We start from the raw sequence: 15444 nt of genomic DNA on the forward strand, positions 1-15444 counted from the left end.
AAGCACCAACCAACCCACCCCGCACCCCGACCGGCGAATCACCCTCTACCAGGGCACATCCCGAACTTCGTTGGATTTTCGGCGGTTACTACCGGGACCCTGTTCAGGAGGCCGTGGGGATGGCTTGGGCTATGAGGAGGTTCACGGCGCGGTGGACCCGGATGGTGTCGCCCGTGACCCACCAGTCCTGGATCAGGCCGCGCATACCCGAGATGAGAAGGGTGGCCGAGGCCTCGGGGTCGGGGATGGTGGGGTCGATTCGGCTGAGGGACTGGGTCATTGCGGTGATGAGCACAAGGATGGCGTCGGTCGCGTAAGCCTTGAACGGGCTGTTCGGGACGGTGGCCGCTCCGAGAACCTGAAGCAGTACCGGGAGGCTGTTCGCGAGTTCGCCTGCGGTATTGATCGCAAAGGAGGCGGAGAGTCGCTCACGGAGGACCTCCGCGGAGTCGATGCCCGAGAACAGCGCGGCGATGTCGGGCCGCTGGGTTTCCAAGGCGGCGACAAGCATTGCCTCTTTCGTTCCGAAGTAGTGAATGAGCATGCGGGAGCTGGTGCCCAGGTATTCGGCCAGCGGGCGCAGGGAGAGTTCGGCCAGGCCGTGCTCGGCGATGTAGGCGATGACGCCTGCGAGGAGCTGGGCGCGGCGGGCGTGGTCGAGTGGGCGGGGCACAGGTTGACTGTAGCGGGTGGTACAGGTATCCATGTCGGCATGGGTGTAACAACTGGTACAGAAACTCGCCGGACGGTCGTGGTGACGGCCATGGCGGCGACCACCTGCCTCGGAGCCGATCTCGAGTCCACCTGGTCGCGACTGCTGGCAGGAGACAGCGGAATCGCCACGCTCACAGACGATTTCGTCACCGACAACGACCTGCCGGTGCGCATCGGCGGCCGTCTGGTGGCACAGCCGGGGGAGCAGCTGACCCGAATCGAACAGCGGCGGATGTCGTTCGTGCAGCAACTGGCACTCGTGCTGAGCCGGCAGGTATGGCAGGAAGCGGGCACACCCGACGTCGAGGCGGAACGGCTCGCGGTCGCCGTGGGCACCGGGCTGGGCGGCGGCGAGGCGCTGGTGAACGCCGTCGACCTGATGAAGAGCGGGGGCTACCGCAAGGTGCCACCCATGACGGTGCCCATGGTCATGCCCAATGGCTCGGCGGCCACGGTCGGGCTGGAGATCGGGGCGAAAGGCGGTGTGTACGCACCGGTTTCGGCCTGCGCCTCCGGCGCCGAGGCCATCGCGCACGGCTGGCGCCTGATCACCACCGGGGAGGCCGATGTCGTCGTGGCGGGCGGCGTCGAGGGGCATATCGACGCGGTCCCGATCGCCAGTTTCGCCATGATGCGGGCCATGAGCACCCGCAATGACGAACCCGAGCGCGCCTCACGGCCTTTCGACAGGGACCGGGACGGATTCGTGTTCGGCGAGGCGGGCGCACTGCTGGTCCTGGAGTCGGAAGAGTATGCGCGGGCGCGGGGTGCGCGGATTCTCGGCCGGGTCCTCGGTGCGGGCATCACCTCGGACGGCTACCACATCACCGGTACCGCGCCCGACGGTGACGGCGCCGCACGTGCCATGCGCAAGGCTCTCGCCACGGCGGGCCTGACCGGTCCGGACATCGACCACATCAACGCCCACGCCACCGGCACCCAGGTCGGCGATGCCTCCGAGGCGAAGGCGATCATGGCCGTCGCGCCGTATGCCTCGGTGTACGCACCCAAGTCGGCACTGGGTCATTCCATCGGCGCGGTCGGGGCGCTGGAGGCGATGCTGACGCTGCGTACGCTCAACGAGCGGATCGTGCCGCCCACATTGAATTTCGAGACTCCGGACCCGGACACCGAGCTGGATGTGGTGGCCGACAAGCCGCGTCACCAGGAGCTGCGCTACGCACTGAGCAACTCGTTCGGCTTCGGCGGACACAATGTCACGCTCGCACTGGGGCGCGCCTGAATCGAAGACCTTTGGGCCGCACCCGGATTCGAGCGATCAGGGCAGTTTGTCGGTCTGAACGCGGGGGTCGAGCTTGCGCAAGGTCTCGGGACGGTCGGTGAGACACGGCCAATCCCGGCTCACCGCTTCGAGAGTCGCGTGCCCGGCCGGAATGAGCGCATCGGCGTCGTGACGATCGGCGAGCGTATCGCCCAGATGATCACTGGTGAGCCGGTCGAGAGGCTGGATGACGGTGTTCGGCAGATCCAGCAGCACCGAGAGGATGTCCAGGCGGCCGGGCGGAATCAGGGCGCGGGCCGCGGCGAGGGCGGTGGCCGGGATGATGATGGTGTGCCCGGCGTCCGCGGTCGCCCACACCACCGATTGCACGTACGCCACGCGATGAGCCCAGGCGGTCAGCGCGGCGGTGTCGAACACGACGCCGCCCAGTGTCGGGGCAGCGGTGGTCATGCCGCGCCGGCGCGATCGCCGGGTTTCTCCTTCTCGGATAAGGGCGGAAGTCCCTGGACGGCCCGGGCGCGATTGATCAGATCGAGGGGCGGGCGGCCGCCGAGCGCGTTCTCCAGGCGGGCCAGCGATTCGGCCCGGTCGACGCGGACCTTGACGGATTCGGCGACGAACGCGGAGATCGAGGCGATGCGGCCGGAGCTGCGCCAATCGTCGAGAGTGGCGGCGATCTCCTCCGGCATCGTCACGGTGATCTTGCGGGTACGACGCGGTCTCGCCATACCGCGATAGTAAAGCGGTATGCCCCGCGGAAGCGAGCTGACACCGCCGGGCATCGCATTACCCGTTCTCGCGGCATCCCGCACGAAAACCGGCGATTCGGATTCGAGTGATCCGAAACCTGCCGGTCAGGCGCGGATCCGGGTTCGATACGGTGGAGTGTGCCCACGCCGTGGGCGTTGCCGCAATTCTCCAGTCAAGAGGACAGAACTAGATGGACCAGAGTTCGATCGCGTGGGCCGACGGTGCGCTCGTCACCATCGACCAGCGGGCGCTGCCGCACGAGATGCGGGAGCTTCGGATCACGACGGTCGACGAGGTCATCGAGGCGATCAAGACCCTGGCTGTGCGCGGGGCTCCCGCGATCGGCGTGTGCGGTGCGTTCGGAGTGGTGATCGCGGCGCGAGCCGCCACGGTCGACGGAGTCGTGGATACCGCACAGGTCGAGGCCGAGGCCGCGCGCATCGCGGACGCCCGCCCGACCGCGGTGAATCTGGCCTGGGGGGTACAGCGCACACTGGCCCGCCTCCCCGAGGGAGTGCAGGCCGTGCTCGACGAGGCTCTCGAGCTGCTGGCCGAGGACGGCCGCGTGAACCTGGCCGCCGCCACTGCGGCCGCCGATCTGATCCAGCGGCTGTGCGCGGACCGCCCGCTGCGGCTGCTCACCCACTGCAATACCGGTCGCCTCGCCACCACCGCGTGGGGCACCGCCATCGGCGCGCTGCGGGTGCTGCAGCAGCGCGGGGCGCTCGCCGAGGTGATCGTGGACGAGACCCGCCCGCTGCTGCAGGGTGCGCGCCTGACCGCGTGGGAGATGGCCGAAGCCGGTATCCCGCACCGGCTCACCATCGATTCCGCCGCCGCCTGGGCCATGGCCACCGAGCAGGTGGACGCCGTGGTCGTGGGCGCGGACCGGATCACCGCGGACGGCGCGGTGGCCAACAAGATCGGCACCTACATGCTGGCCATCGCGGCGAAACAGCACGGCATTCCGTTCATCGTGGTCGCGCCCGAGTCGACGCGCGACATCTCCACCGCGAAGGGTTCCGACATCGTGGTGGAGCAGCGCGCGGCAAGCGAGGTGACCGGATTCGGTGGCGTCGCAACGGCTCCCGAAGGAACCCGGACCTTCAACCCGGCGTTCGATGTCACCCCGGCCGAGCTGGTCACCGCGGTGGTCACCGAGTTCGGCGTGCTCGAGAATCCGGCGGAAGCACGGACCTCCGCCTCCGCGGCCACCGCTCCGAAGTCGGCGGCCGGTGCCGAGATCGCGGAGATCGCGCGCGGCCTCTACGCCAGCGGCTGGATGCCGGGCACGGCGGGCAATATCTCCGTGCGCCAGGGTGATACGGCCGTCGTCACGGCCAGCGGACTGTCGAAGGGCGAGCTCACCGCGTCCGACATGGTGACCGTCGCGGTGGTCGATTCGAAGCCGATCGACGCCGCCGGCCGCAAGCCGTCGGCAGAGACCACGATTCACACTGCCGTCTACCGCACTCGCGGCGCCGACGCGGTAGTGCACGTGCACCCGCCGCACGCCACGGCCGTCTCGATCAAGACCGCTGAATCGGGCATCACCACAGCGCGTTTCGCGGGCTACGAGCTGATCAAGGGCCTCGGGTCGGCCCTCCCGGACGTCATCGACATCCCGGTGTTCCCGAATCACGCCGATGTCCCGCAGATCGGCGCGGATATCGAGAAGTATCTGACCGAGCACCCGGAAGCCCCGCCGGTGCTGTTCATCGCCGGGCACGGCGTCACCGCCTGGGGCGCGAGCCTGGCGCAGGCGCGGGATCGCGCGGAGTGCCTCGAGGCCATGTGCGAGCTGACCATGTTGACCGGTCACCGCGAGATTCCCGTGGGCGACAATTAGTTCCGAGAAAGGAACCCTATGACTCTGTTGCAGATCATGTCCGACCAGGACGCCGGTGATGTCGTCCTGCGCACCGACGATGACGCGGTGATCGCCGCCGAACTGGGCAAGCGCGGCATCACCTTCGAACGCTGGCCGCTGCTGGAGGGTTTCAGCGCCGCCACCACCACCGAGCAGCTGCTGGCCGAATACCGGTCCCGCATCGACGAATTGAATGCCGACGGCCGCTACAAGTTCATCGACGTGGCCCGCATCCACCCCGATGACAGCGACCCGGAGTGGTCCGCCAAGGCGGTCGCCGCGCGCACCAAGTTCCTCGACGAGCACCGCCACGCCGAGGACGAGGTCCGCTTCTTCGCGGCGGGCACGGGCTGCTTCTACCTGCACCTGGGCGACGAGGTGCTGGCGACGGTGTGCACTGCGGGCGATCTGGTTTCGGTGCCCGCGGGCACGCTGCACTGGTTCGACATGGGCACCCGGCCGGAGTTCGTGGCCGTGCGCTTCTTCGAGGAAGAGGACGGCTGGATCGGCGATTTCACCGGCGACAAGATCTCGTCCGGTTTCCCGACCCTCGACGATCTGCTGGCCCCGGCATGATCAAGGCGGTCGTGCTCGATATCGAGGGAACCACCAGCCCGACCAGCTCGGTGCGGGAGGATCTCTACGGCTACACCCGCACCCGGCTGCCGGGCTGGCTGGCCGAGAATCAGGGCGGCGCAGCGGATCCCATCATCGAGGCGACCCGCGTCCAGGCCGATCGCCCGGACGCGGACGCCGCCGAGGTGGCCGGGATCCTCATCGGCTGGCTGAACACCGATGTGAAGTCCGAGCCGCTCAAGTCAGCCCAGGGCATCATCTGCGCCGAGGGCTTCCGCAACGGCGCCCTGCACGGCGAGTTCTTCCCCGACGTGCCGCCGGTCCTGCGCGCCTGGCGCGACGCCGGTCTGGAGCTCTATATCTACTCGTCGGGTTCGGTTCGCAACCAGAAGGATTGGTTCACCTTCGCTCGCGGCGGCGACCTGTCCCCGCTCATCAGCGGCCACTTCGACCTGTCCACCGCGGGTCCGAAGCGCGAACCCTCGTCCTACGAGAAGATCACGAGCGCCGTCGGCGTCCCGGCCGACCAGATCCTGTTCCTGTCCGACCACCCCGACGAGGTGGACGCCGCCGTCGCCGCGGGCTGGCAGGCGATCGGCGTCACCCGACCGGGCGAACCCAACAGCCCGCGCGGGACACACCGCTGGATCAGCGATTTCGCGGACGTCGTCCCCAACTGACCAGCGGGACAAGCGAAGACGCGGCGAGCCCGTCCGGAGATCTCCGGACGGGCTCGCCGCGTATCGGGAAACAGCGTCAGCGCACGCCCGCGGTGGCCGCCCGGTCGATCAGGTACTCGACCAGCGTCATCAGGACGTTTTTGCACGAGCCGCGGTCGCGGGCATCGCACAGCAGCACCGGGATTCGCTCATCCAGGTCGAGGGCGTCGCGGACCTCGGACGGAGTGTAGAGCGGTGCGCCCTCGAAGCAGTTCACGGCCACCGTGAAGGCGACGCCGCGGCGTTCGAAGAAATCGATCGCGGCGAACGAACCCTCCAGGCGGCGGGTGTCGGCCAGCACTACCGCGCCCAGCGCACCACGGGCGAGTTCGTCCCAGAGGAACCAGAAGCGGTCCTGGCCGGGGGTGCCGAACAGATAGAGCACCAGGTTCTGGTCGATGGTGATGCGACCGAAGTCCAGGGCGACCGTGGTGGTGGTCTTGCCTTCGACGCCGCGCAGATCGTCGACGCCGGCGGACAACTCGGTAATGAGTTCCTCGGTGCGCAGCGGGGTGATCTCACTGATCGCCCCCACCATGGTTGTCTTGCCCACGCCGAAGCCGCCCGCGATGAGGATCTTCACCGAGGCGGCCATGGGCTGGGCGGTATCAGAGTTTTCGAATGCCATCGAGTACCGCTCGCAGAATGTTGAGGTCACCGGGCGCGGCCTCGGGGGAGGCCGGCGCGCGGAAGTTGAGGATGTTGTCTGAGATCAGGTCCCCCACCAGGATTTTGGTCACCGCCAGCGGCAGCCGCAGGGCGGCCGATACCTCGGCCACCGACAACGGCAGCCGGCACAACCGGACGATTTCCGTGTATTCCGGTTCGACACGACGCAGCGGCGGGGCGGCATTGGGTACCACCACCACCGTGAGCATGTCCAGATCGTGCCCCGCGCCCATGGTTCGGCCACCGGTCCGTGCGTAGGGACGCACGAGCGGACCGGCCGCGTCATCGAACCACTGTTCCCCCGGCCCCGGTCTCATGACAGTCGGGGGTTGCCTTGTCCGGCCAGGTTGTGGCGCGGGGTGGTGGACAGGTAGTTGCCGACGCGCTGCACGGTCAGGTTCATCTCGTAGGCAACCATGCCGAGGTTGGCCTGTTCGGTGGCCTGCAGCGCGAGGCAGGCGTGGCTGCCGGCGGCGGTCACGAACAGCACCGCCCGCTCGAGCTCGATGACCGCCTGGCGGACGCCGCCGCCGTCGAATCTGCCTCCGGCGCTGCGCGCCAGACCGTAGAGGGTGGAGGACATGGCACCGAAGTGCTCCGCGTCCTCGCGGCTCATGGCGGAGGAGCGGCCCAGCAGCAGCCCGTCGGTGGAATGCACCACCGCGTGACGGACGCCTGCGAGCCGGTCGACCAGATCATCGAGTAGCCAGTTGAGATCACCAGCGTTTGAGGTGGTCACCGTCGCCTTCCTGTCGTTCCGACTGTGTGCCTTCGAAGAAGGCCTGGGACTCAGGCCCGAACGAACCGGGGTCGGCCTGGCGGCCCTGCCTGGTTCCGTTTTCGATGGCGGAGAAAAGGTCTCGGGCCTGCTCGGCCGTGCGGGTGGCCTGGACCGTCGGTTCGGGGACCGACTGCTCCTGCGCCAATTCCGGTGCGAGACTTGCCTGCCGGCGCCTACGCGGGAGCGCGGGCCGGGCGTCGGAGCCAGTGTAATGCGATCGCCCGAATTCGCGAGAGCGGAAGCCGTTTTCCACCGGCGGGATCGGCCCGGCCGGCGGATTCGGGTCCGGCCGCGGGCCGGTCGGCGGGTCGAACGGCGTTGCGGCGCCGAAGGACATCACCGGCGGCACGTACGAACCGGTGGACGGCCCGAACGGCTCCGGCTGGGGCGCGGTGGGCCTGGCGGGCGGTTCGGGGGCGGCCGGGGGCTGGTCTCCCTCGTATCCGACGATGGGCAGATCATAACTGGAGATCATCGAGGCCGGCACCGCCGGAGCCGCGGGCAGCTGCGGCAGCGCGGCCACCGCCAGAGACGCCGCGGACGGCTCGGCGGCATCAAGCTGGCGGGGTACGACCGGGATCTCACCGGTGTGGCTCGAGGGCTGCACGACCAGGCTGTTGGGCACCAGCACGATGGCCCGTACGCCGCCGTAGTCGGATTCGGTGAGCCGTACCGAGATACCGTTGCGGGCCGCCAGCTGGGCGACCACGAAGCGGCCGAGGCGGAAGTCGTCGGGCAGCATGGCGACACCGAAATCGGGTGCTTCGCGGAGGATCTCGTTGATCCTCGTAAACTCCTCCTCCGGCATGCCGACGCCCTGGTCGATGACCTCGATGGCCACGCCCCGGCCCACCACATTGCCGCGCACCTCGACCTGCGACTGTGGTGGTGAGAAGTGGGCCGCGTTGTCGACCAGTTCCGCGAGCAGGTGCACGAGGTCGGCCACAGCGCTCCCCGCGACCGAGACTCCCGGCAGCCTGGTGATCTTCACCCGGGTGTAGTCGAGGGTCTCGCCCACGCTCGAGCGCACGATCTCCAGCAGCGGCACTGGATTTCGCCATTGGCGACCCGGCTGACCACCGGCGAGAATGATCAGGTTCTCGGCGTTGCGCCGTTCCCGGGTGGCCAGGTGATCGAGCTGGAAGTAGATGTCCAGCAGGGCCGGATCCTCCTGCTGGGATTCGGCCGAATCGAGAATCTCGAGCTGACGATGCACGATCACCTGACTGCGGTGCGCGATGTTGAGGAACATCGCCTTCACACCCTCACGGGTGCGGGCCTCTGTGACGGCCGCGGAGACAGCGGCATTGTGCGCGTGGACGAACGCGTTCGCCACCTGACCGATCTCGTCGGAGCCGAAATCGAGCGTGGCCTTCTCGGAGGCGGCGTCGCCGGTGTCGCCTGTACGCAGTTGGGCTATGGTCTCGGGCAGTCTCTCATCGGCCAATTCGAGAGTCTGGTCACGAAGTCGCTTGAGGCGGCGGATGGTTCGGTTGGCCAACAGCAACGAGACCGCGAAGGCCACCAGCGACAGTGCCGCGACCCCGCCGCCCGCCAGAGCGGATTGCTGCGCGTTCTGTCGGGCCAAATCCGCGGCCACTTCCTGGGTGTGCTTACTTTCCGAGGACCACAGGTCGATCATGCTCTTGTTGAGGCGGGCGGCGGTGGCCCGGAATTCCTCCGCCGTGAAGGTCAGCGGCGCGGTCTGCGCCGGGGCACCGGTTTTGGCGGGCGGAACCGTCATGGGGTCGAGCGCGCGCGACAGCAGCACGTTCTCCATCATGACGATCTTGGTCCAGTCAGGGTCGTTGAGCAGCGCGACGATGTCTTTGTCGCCGTTACCGCCGTCTCCGCCCGCGAGAATGCCGAGGTTCACCCGGTAGGTACCGATCACGCGGCTGAATTCGATGGCCAGCTCGGGTGGCAGTGCGACGCCGTCGATGAGCGGTGTCGCCAGTGATACCGCCCGGGCGAGCATTTCGGAGGACTGAATGACAACCAGTCCGTTGGAGATCTGCCGCGCCACGTCGGAACTGGGCGCGTCGGAGATAACGGTTCGGGTTCCGACCCATACGACCTGTAGAAGTTGACCGTAGAAGTAGTAGGTGTCCGAAACCGAGATCGCATTGTTGTCGACACCGGCTCGCACGCCGGCCAACCCCTTCATCAGGGTGTTGAATCCGCCGACGTTGCCACGCAACCCATCCGGCCCGACGTCGGCCAGCTCTTTCGTCGTCTCGACGACGAACACGTTCAGAGCGGAGTCGAGCCGGGACCGCGCCTGCAGCAGTGCCTTCGGGTTCGGCTCCTCGCCGGATATCTGCGCGAGCGTCACCTGCCGCTCGGCCTGTACAGCTTCGACGAGTTCCCTTGTCAACGGTGTCGCAGACGTCAGCGTATCGGCGAACTGTTGCGCGTGCTTGCCCTGAACAACCAGGTACCCGGCGCCACCTACACCGATCCCGAGCAAGGCCAAGCTCGGGACCAATGCAATGGAGAGAACACGGGTGCGGACACCCAGCCTCGGTCTGAACATCCGCACAATATAACGGTGATCTGAAATGTCGGCTCACCATATCCCGTTGAACGGGAACGGATTTGACACATTCATTCATGCGTGCATCCGAATTGCCTGGATAAGGCGCCTGATGTCCCAGCTTCCGCCCCGACCCCGAAAGGCGCATTGCTACAATATAACTGGGTCGTGATTCACGCGCCGGATCCAGTCCTTATGCGCAAGACGGACTTTGATAGTGGCAGGTGGAGTCACGTATGCCACCGATTCGCCCAGCTCCTGGTAATGCCTTCGGAATGCGTTTACCTTCGAGCCACCTGTGAGCGTCCCGCGAGTCGGAAGCGGGCAAAGCGCCGGCACTACGTTCGTCCGCGCCCGGGACACCGCGGCATGGACTTCGCCAAGCGGGAGGGCCACATCACGGTGGCCGTGACCGCCGACCACGGATGCGCCGGTTTCGACATCATCGAGAAGAGGCGAGGTGCGACTGGCCCCGGGACCGTTCACCGATCATCCGGTTGCGCGGCACTCTCGCGGTCACCGCCGATGTCAGTGACGTGCTGGCGCTGGAGGTGCGCGCGGCCATTCTACGACGCCACCGGTCACCTGGTCGGTGCGGGAACCTTCCAGCACGCCGACGAAAAACCTGCCGGTGGAGGCGCGCACGCCCCGAAACCGAATGGCATTCCCTTCACCATCACCGCTGTCCCGGCCGACGCGGCGATTTCGGCCGACATGCTGTCGATTCCGGTGCTGGTCAACGAATAGCCTTGCCCCGCAAGCTTTTACTTGATCCCGCGCACGCACCCCTCGTGCGTGCGCGGGATCGGGTCCCGCTTCGCCGGTGCTGCCTCATCGGCTGTGGATCCCTGCCCGGATACCACTGGCTGTTTCTTCGCTTCCCGATCACGATCAGTTACAGATTTCGCAGGTAGAAGCGAAATTTGGGCAATAACGACAATTCGTCCGACTGGAGTTCTCGGCCGGAAACTCGATCCGAGCGGGCGGAATCCCGCAGTCCCGGCCCGGCGCGGGCGGCGCGGGGTAGATTGTGTGTATCCAGAGGTTACTCGTAAGTAGGAGGCGATGATGCCGGTGCCGGCTGCCGCGGTATTCGAACGATTGCGCTCGTTCGCGGCCGTGGATACCACTCAGGACCACGCGACCCGAGCGATCACCGAGGTGTTCACCGGCGAGACCCTGGGCTCGGTGCCGGTCGGGACCGCCGACGATGTCGCCCTCGCGATCACGAAAGCGCGTGCCGCGCAGGCCGAGTGGGCCGCGCGCACGCCCAAGCAGCGAGCCGAGGTGCTGGAACGGTATCGGGCGCTCGTGGTGGAGAACCGCGAATTCCTGATGGACATCATCCAGGCCGAGACCGGCAAGGCGCGGTGGGCGGCCCAGGAAGAGATCATGGGCCTGATGTTCGCGGCCCGCTACTTCTCCCGGGTGGCCCCGCAACTGCTGGCCCCGCACAGCGTGGCGGGCGCCTTCCCGGTGCTGAACCGTGCCTCGGTGCGCGCGGTACCCAAGGGCGTCGTCGGCGTGATCGCGCCGTGGAACTACCCGATGCTGCTCTCGGTCGGCGACTCGATCCCGGCGCTGCTGGCCGGCAATGCCGTGGTGGTCAAGCCCGACAGCCAGACCCCGTACTCCTCGCTGGCCAACTCCGAACTCTTCGCCCGCGCCGGACTGCCGCGCGATCTGTTCGCGGTGGTCCCGGGCCCCGGCACGGTGGTCGGCACGGCCATCGTCGAAAACTGCGACTACCTGATGTTCACCGGCTCCTCCGCGACCGGCCGCACCCTGGCCGAGCAGTGCGGCCGCCGCCTCATCGGCTTCTCGGCCGAACTCGGCGGCAAGAACCCGATGATCGTCACCCGCGGCGCCGACCTGGACAAGGCCGCCAAGGCCGCGGTTCGCGCCTGCTTCTCCAATGCGGGCCAGCTGTGCATCTCGATCGAACGGCTGTATGTCGAGCGCGCGGTCGCCGACCAGTTCACCAAGAAGTTCGTGGCCGCCGTCAAGGCCGCGAAAGTCGGTGCCGCGTACGATTTCTCGCAGAACATCGGCAGCCTCATCTCGGAGGCCCAGCTGGAGACGGTCACCAAGCACGTCGCCGACGCGGTATCCAAGGGCGCGAAGGTGCTCGCGGGCGGCAATGCCCGCCCGGACCTGGGCCCGCTGTTCTTCGAACCGACGGTCCTGTCCGAGGTCACCGACGCCATGGAGTGCGGCCGCAACGAGACCTTCGGTCCGCTGGTGTCGATCTACCCGGTCGACTCGGTGCAGGAGGCCATCACCCGTGCCAATGACACCGAGTACGGCCTGAACGCCAGCGTCTGGGCGGGCAGCAAGGCCGAGGGCGAGCGCATCGCTGAGCAGTTGCACGCGGGCACGGTCAATGTCGACGAGGGCTACGCGCCGGCGTGGGGCTCCACGGGCGCTCCCATGGGTGGCATGGGCATCTCCGGCGTCGGCCGCCGCCACGGTCCCGACGGCTTGCTGAAGTTCACCGAACCCCAGTCCATCGTGGTCACGCGGTTCCTGAACCTGGATGCCCCGGCCTTCATCCCGCAGGACAAGTGGCAGCCGTTCCTCATGGCCATCGCCCGCGGCATCAGGTTCCTGCCAGGGCGCTGAGTCTCCCCGCTGGACCACCCGTCCGGCGTGCGTACACTGTACCCGTCGGAAGGGTGGTCGAATGTCGGAGAATCCGCTTGCCGCGCCGGGGGCGTGGGACCAGGTCGCCGAGAGCTATGACGACGTCGTATCGGACATGATGCGGCCGTTCGCGATTCGCGCATTGGCGGCCGCGGAGCTGAGCGGCCGGTCCCGGGTCATCGATGTGGCCACCGGGCCCGGCGTGCTGGCGCTGCTGGCTGCGCCGCGGGTAGCGGAGGTGGTCGCGGTCGACTTCTCCGAGGCCATGATCCGGCGGCTGCGGCGCGCCATCATGCAGGCCGGGATCGGCAATGTGCTCACCGGCGTGGGTGATGGACAGGAATTGCGTTACGCCAGTAATACTTTCGACGCCGCCTTCTCGATGTTCGGGCTCATGTTCTTCCCGGACCGGGCCCGGGGATTCGCCGAGCTGCACCGGGTGGTGCGTCCGGGCGGCACCGCGGTGGTGTCGAGCTGGGCTCCGGTCACCGACTCGCCGTTGATGACGCTGCTGTTCGAGGCGTTCCAGGCCGGGATCCCGGGATTCCCGGCACCCCAGCCGAATCCGGACAGCCTCGAGAATCCGAACGTGTTCGAGAAGGAACTGCTCGCGGCCGGATTCACCGAAGTCGTCCTGCGGCCGCACTCGGAATCGTTCAGTTACGACAGCGCCGAGCAGATGTGGGATCGGCTGACCCGGGGCAGCGCGCCGCTGCAGGCCACCCGCCGCCGCACCGACAAGGCCACCTGGGCGGCCCAGGAACGGGTCATGATCGACTATCTGCGCGAGCACTACGTGCCGGGCACACCACTGTCGACGACCGCGTGGCTGGGCACCGGTCGCGTTCCGCGATAAGGACTTTCGGATCCAGAGATTTGCGATGGCGCGGCCGACCCGGAGAAACCGGCCGCGCCACCTTCCCTCATCCGGCCAGCTCGTTGCCGCGCAGCGGAGCAGGAGCCGCTTCCAACACCGCTGTCTCGGCATCGGTGAACAGGCGTGACCGGATGACGAATCGGACTCCCTCGGGAGCCTCGAGGGAGAAACCACCGCCGCGGCCGGGAACCACGTCGACGGTCAGATGGGTGTGACGCCAGTACTCGTACTGGTCGGCGCTGATCCAGAACGCCGTGTCCGGGAAGACACGGCCGAGCAGGACATCGGCCGCGCCCACCCGGAACTCGCCCAGGGGGTAACACATCGGGGAGCTGCCGTCGCAGCAGCCACCCGACTGGTGGAACATCACCGGGCCGTGGTGGATGATGAGGTCCTGCAGCACCTGTGCGGCGGCCTCGGTGATGGTCACCCGGGATACGGAACCTGCTTTCATCACGCTCCTCGCAGACCGTGCGGCTCGCTCGTCCGACCCCGAAGGGCTCGCAGTTCGAAGGACTCGAAGTGCGTGCGGCTCAGAAGAATCCGAGCTTCTTCGGGGAGTACGACACGAGCAGGTTCTTGGTCTGCTGGTAGTGGTCGAGCATCATGCGGTGGTTCTCACGGCCGATGCCGGATTTCTTGTAACCGCCGAAGGCCGCGTGCGCCGGATAGGCGTGGTAGCAGTTGGTCCACACCCGGCCGGCCTTGATGGCCCGGCCCACCCGGTAGGCGGCGCTGCCGTCCCGGGTCCATACGCCGGCGCCGAGGCCGTACAGCGTGTCATTGGCGATGGTTACCGCTTCGACCTCGTTGTCGAAGCGGGCCACCGCTACCACCGGACCGAAGATCTCCTCCTGGAAAATCCGCATGTCATTGCGGCCCTCGAAGATCGTCGGCTCGATGTAGTACCCATTGGGGAAACCCTCGACCTTGCGCATCTCGCCGCCGGTGAGCACATTCGCGCCCTCTTTGCGGCCGATATCGATGTAGGAGAGGATCTTTTCGTACTGGTCGTTACTGGCCTGCGCGCCGATCATGGTCGCGTCGTCGAGCGGATTGCCGCCCTTGATGGCCTTGGTCCGCTCGACACAGCGGGCCATGAACTCGTCGTAAATGGACGAGTGGATCAGCGCCCGCGACGGGCAGGTGCAGACCTCGCCCTGGTTGAGCGCGAACATCACGAAGCCCTCGACGGCCTTGTCGAGGAAGTCGTCGTCGGCGGCCATGATGTCGGGGAAGAAGATGTTGGGGCTCTTGCCGCCGAGTTCCAGCGTGACCGGGATGATGTTCTCGCTGGCGTACTGCATGATGAGCCGGCCGGTGGTGGTCTCGCCGGTGAAGGCGACCTTGGCCACCCGCGGGCTGGAGGCCAGTGGCTTTCCGGCCTCGACGCCGAAACCGTTGACCACGTTGACGACTCCGGGCGGCAACAGGTCGGCGATGAGCTCGATGACCAGCAGCAGCGAGGCCGGCGTCTGCTCGGCGGGCTTGATGACGACGCAGTTGCCCGCGGCCAGTGCGGGCGCGAGCTTCCAGGTGGCCATGAGGATCGGGAAGTTCCACGGAATGATCTGCCCGACCACGCCCAGCGGTTCCTGGAAGTGATAGGCGACGGTGTCGGCGTCGATCTGAGAGAGGTGGCCCTCCTGCGCGCGGATCGCGCCGGCGAAGTACCGGAAGTGGTCGACCGCCAAAGGCAGGTCGGCGGCGAGGGTTTCGCGGACCGGCTTGCCGTTTTCCCAGGTCTCGGCGACGGCAAGGCGCTCCAGGTTCGCCTCGATCCGGTCGGCGATCTTGTTCAGGATGTTGGCACGATCCGTCACCGACGTGGCACCCCAGGCCTCGGCCGCCCGGTGCGCCGCCTCGAGGGCCATATCGATGTCCGCGGCGCTCGAACGCGCCACCTGGCAGAAGGTTTCACCGTCGATCGGCGAGGGATTGTCGAAGTATCTGCCCTCGATCGGCGCTTTCCACTCGCCCCCGATGAAGTTGTCATAGCGGCGGTTGAAGCTGACGATGCTCCCGTCGGTGCCGGGTTTGGCATAGATCATGGCGCGGCTCCTGAT

Annotated in this window: 16 protein-coding genes; 7 read left to right on the forward strand and 9 right to left on the reverse strand. The window is 67.3% G+C overall.

What is annotated here, in order from left to right; genetic code table 11:
* Positions 1-103 precede the first annotated feature (103 nt).
* Positions 104-673: a TetR/AcrR family transcriptional regulator gene (locus ON33_RS09990; RefSeq protein ID WP_040857684.1), complete on the reverse strand. Its 570-nt coding sequence runs from the start codon at positions 671-673 to the stop codon at positions 104-106.
* A gap of 39 nt (positions 674-712) precedes the next feature.
* Between ON33_RS09990 and ON33_RS09995 the strand changes: the two genes are divergently transcribed.
* Positions 713-1957, forward strand: a complete 1245-nt coding sequence (locus ON33_RS09995) for a KasA/KasB family beta-ketoacyl-ACP synthase (protein WP_040857686.1) — start codon at positions 713-715, stop codon at positions 1955-1957.
* 36 nt (positions 1958-1993) lie between these two features.
* Here the strand turns inward: ON33_RS09995 and ON33_RS10000 are convergent, their stop codons facing one another.
* Together ON33_RS10000 and ON33_RS10005 are read right to left on the reverse strand one after the other, a co-directional pair.
* Positions 1994-2407, reverse strand: coding sequence for a hypothetical protein (locus ON33_RS10000; protein WP_040857688.1), 414 nt, complete (start codon positions 2405-2407; stop codon positions 1994-1996).
* The gene (locus ON33_RS10005; RefSeq protein ID WP_051151859.1) at positions 2404-2685 is read right to left on the reverse strand and encodes a hypothetical protein; all 282 of its coding nucleotides are present in this window, start codon (positions 2683-2685) and stop codon (positions 2404-2406) included. Before ON33_RS10005 ends, ON33_RS10000 begins: the two co-directional genes overlap by 4 nt.
* A 212-nt stretch (positions 2686-2897) precedes the next feature.
* Between ON33_RS10005 and ON33_RS10010 the strand changes: the two genes are divergently transcribed.
* From ON33_RS10010 to mtnC, 3 genes are read left to right on the forward strand one after another with little or no spacing between them, the layout of a single operon-like run.
* The gene (locus ON33_RS10010; RefSeq protein ID WP_040857690.1) at positions 2898-4556 is read left to right on the forward strand and encodes a bifunctional S-methyl-5-thioribose-1-phosphate isomerase/methylthioribulose 1-phosphate dehydratase; all 1659 of its coding nucleotides are present in this window, start codon (positions 2898-2900) and stop codon (positions 4554-4556) included.
* 18 nt (positions 4557-4574) lie between these two features.
* Positions 4575-5153 carry a 1,2-dihydroxy-3-keto-5-methylthiopentene dioxygenase gene (locus tag ON33_RS10015; RefSeq protein ID WP_040857692.1) on the forward strand — a complete coding sequence of 193 codons (579 nt, stop codon included), beginning with the start codon at positions 4575-4577 and terminating at the stop codon, positions 5151-5153.
* Positions 5150-5833: an acireductone synthase gene (gene mtnC / locus ON33_RS10020; protein WP_040857693.1), complete on the forward strand. Its 684-nt coding sequence runs from the start codon at positions 5150-5152 to the stop codon at positions 5831-5833. Before ON33_RS10015 ends, mtnC begins: the two co-directional genes overlap by 4 nt.
* A gap of 76 nt (positions 5834-5909) precedes the next feature.
* On the opposite strand, the gene ON33_RS10025 is transcribed toward mtnC, so the two are convergent.
* The 4 genes from ON33_RS10025 to ON33_RS10040 are packed head-to-tail and all read right to left on the reverse strand — an operon-like array spanning position 5910 to position 9858.
* Positions 5910-6467 (reverse strand): GTP-binding protein, encoded by a 558-nt coding sequence (locus ON33_RS10025; RefSeq protein WP_245550459.1) that lies wholly within the window; start codon positions 6465-6467, stop codon positions 5910-5912.
* 13 nt (positions 6468-6480) lie between these two features.
* A complete protein-coding gene (locus ON33_RS10030; protein WP_040857696.1) occupies positions 6481-6858 on the reverse strand; it encodes a DUF742 domain-containing protein in 378 nt (125 codons plus the stop codon).
* The gene (locus ON33_RS10035) at positions 6855-7280 is read right to left on the reverse strand and encodes a roadblock/LC7 domain-containing protein (RefSeq protein ID WP_040857697.1); all 426 of its coding nucleotides are present in this window, start codon (positions 7278-7280) and stop codon (positions 6855-6857) included. Before ON33_RS10035 ends, ON33_RS10030 begins: the two co-directional genes overlap by 4 nt.
* A complete protein-coding gene (locus ON33_RS10040) occupies positions 7258-9858 on the reverse strand; it encodes a sensor histidine kinase (protein ID WP_040857699.1) in 2601 nt (866 codons plus the stop codon). Before ON33_RS10040 ends, ON33_RS10035 begins: the two co-directional genes overlap by 23 nt.
* A 408-nt stretch (positions 9859-10266) precedes the next feature.
* Between ON33_RS10040 and ON33_RS10045 the strand changes: the two genes are divergently transcribed.
* The 3 genes from ON33_RS10045 (at position 10267) to ON33_RS10055 (ending at position 13357) form a co-directional block, all read left to right on the forward strand.
* Positions 10267-10605, forward strand: coding sequence for a hypothetical protein (locus tag ON33_RS10045; RefSeq protein WP_169336792.1), 339 nt, complete (start codon positions 10267-10269; stop codon positions 10603-10605).
* A 321-nt stretch (positions 10606-10926) separates the two neighbouring features.
* Positions 10927-12480, forward strand: a complete 1554-nt coding sequence (locus ON33_RS10050) for a succinic semialdehyde dehydrogenase (protein ID WP_040858062.1) — start codon at positions 10927-10929, stop codon at positions 12478-12480.
* A gap of 61 nt (positions 12481-12541) precedes the next feature.
* Positions 12542-13357 (forward strand): class I SAM-dependent methyltransferase, encoded by an 816-nt coding sequence (locus ON33_RS10055; RefSeq protein ID WP_040857703.1) that lies wholly within the window; start codon positions 12542-12544, stop codon positions 13355-13357.
* A 67-nt stretch (positions 13358-13424) separates the two neighbouring features.
* On the opposite strand, the gene ON33_RS10060 is transcribed toward ON33_RS10055, so the two are convergent.
* Both ON33_RS10060 and adh read right to left on the reverse strand, forming a co-directional pair.
* Complete coding sequence (locus ON33_RS10060) at positions 13425-13832, reverse strand: DUF779 domain-containing protein (protein ID WP_051151861.1); 408 nt, start codon at positions 13830-13832, stop codon at positions 13425-13427.
* Between the two features lie 79 nt (positions 13833-13911).
* Positions 13912-15429, reverse strand: coding sequence for an aldehyde dehydrogenase (gene adh / locus ON33_RS10065; RefSeq protein WP_040857707.1), 1518 nt, complete (start codon positions 15427-15429; stop codon positions 13912-13914).
* Positions 15430-15444: the final 15 nt, after the last annotated feature.

It is taken from the genome of Nocardia niigatensis NBRC 100131, assembly GCF_000308655.1.
Taxonomy (GTDB): Bacteria; Actinomycetota; Actinomycetes; order Mycobacteriales; family Mycobacteriaceae; genus Nocardia; species Nocardia niigatensis.

What these genes read in the sequence shown, in the direction of transcription:
- ON33_RS10025 (WP_245550459.1), bottom strand. Translation starts at nt 6,467, where the DNA reads ATGGCCGCCTCGGTGAAGATCCTCATCGCGGGCGGCTTCGGCGTGGGC.
- ON33_RS10050 (WP_040858062.1), top strand. Translation starts at nt 10,927, where the DNA reads ATGCCGGTGCCGGCTGCCGCGGTATTCGAACGATTGCGCTCGTTCGCG.
- ON33_RS09995 (WP_040857686.1), top strand. Translation starts at nt 713, where the DNA reads ATGGGTGTAACAACTGGTACAGAAACTCGCCGGACGGTCGTGGTGACG.
- ON33_RS10015 (WP_040857692.1), top strand. Translation starts at nt 4,575, where the DNA reads ATGACTCTGTTGCAGATCATGTCCGACCAGGACGCCGGTGATGTCGTC.
- ON33_RS10055 (WP_040857703.1), top strand. Translation starts at nt 12,542, where the DNA reads ATGTCGGAGAATCCGCTTGCCGCGCCGGGGGCGTGGGACCAGGTCGCC.
- ON33_RS10040 (WP_040857699.1), bottom strand. Translation starts at nt 9,858, where the DNA reads ATGTTCAGACCGAGGCTGGGTGTCCGCACCCGTGTTCTCTCCATTGCA.
- mtnC (WP_040857693.1), top strand. Translation starts at nt 5,150, where the DNA reads ATGATCAAGGCGGTCGTGCTCGATATCGAGGGAACCACCAGCCCGACC.
- ON33_RS10005 (WP_051151859.1), bottom strand. Translation starts at nt 2,685, where the DNA reads ATGGCGAGACCGCGTCGTACCCGCAAGATCACCGTGACGATGCCGGAG.
- adh (WP_040857707.1), bottom strand. Translation starts at nt 15,429, where the DNA reads ATGATCTATGCCAAACCCGGCACCGACGGGAGCATCGTCAGCTTCAAC.
- ON33_RS10010 (WP_040857690.1), top strand. Translation starts at nt 2,898, where the DNA reads ATGGACCAGAGTTCGATCGCGTGGGCCGACGGTGCGCTCGTCACCATC.
- ON33_RS10060 (WP_051151861.1), bottom strand. Translation starts at nt 13,832, where the DNA reads ATGAAAGCAGGTTCCGTATCCCGGGTGACCATCACCGAGGCCGCCGCA.
- ON33_RS10030 (WP_040857696.1), bottom strand. Translation starts at nt 6,858, where the DNA reads ATGAGACCGGGGCCGGGGGAACAGTGGTTCGATGACGCGGCCGGTCCG.
- ON33_RS10000 (WP_040857688.1), bottom strand. Translation starts at nt 2,407, where the DNA reads ATGACCACCGCTGCCCCGACACTGGGCGGCGTCGTGTTCGACACCGCC.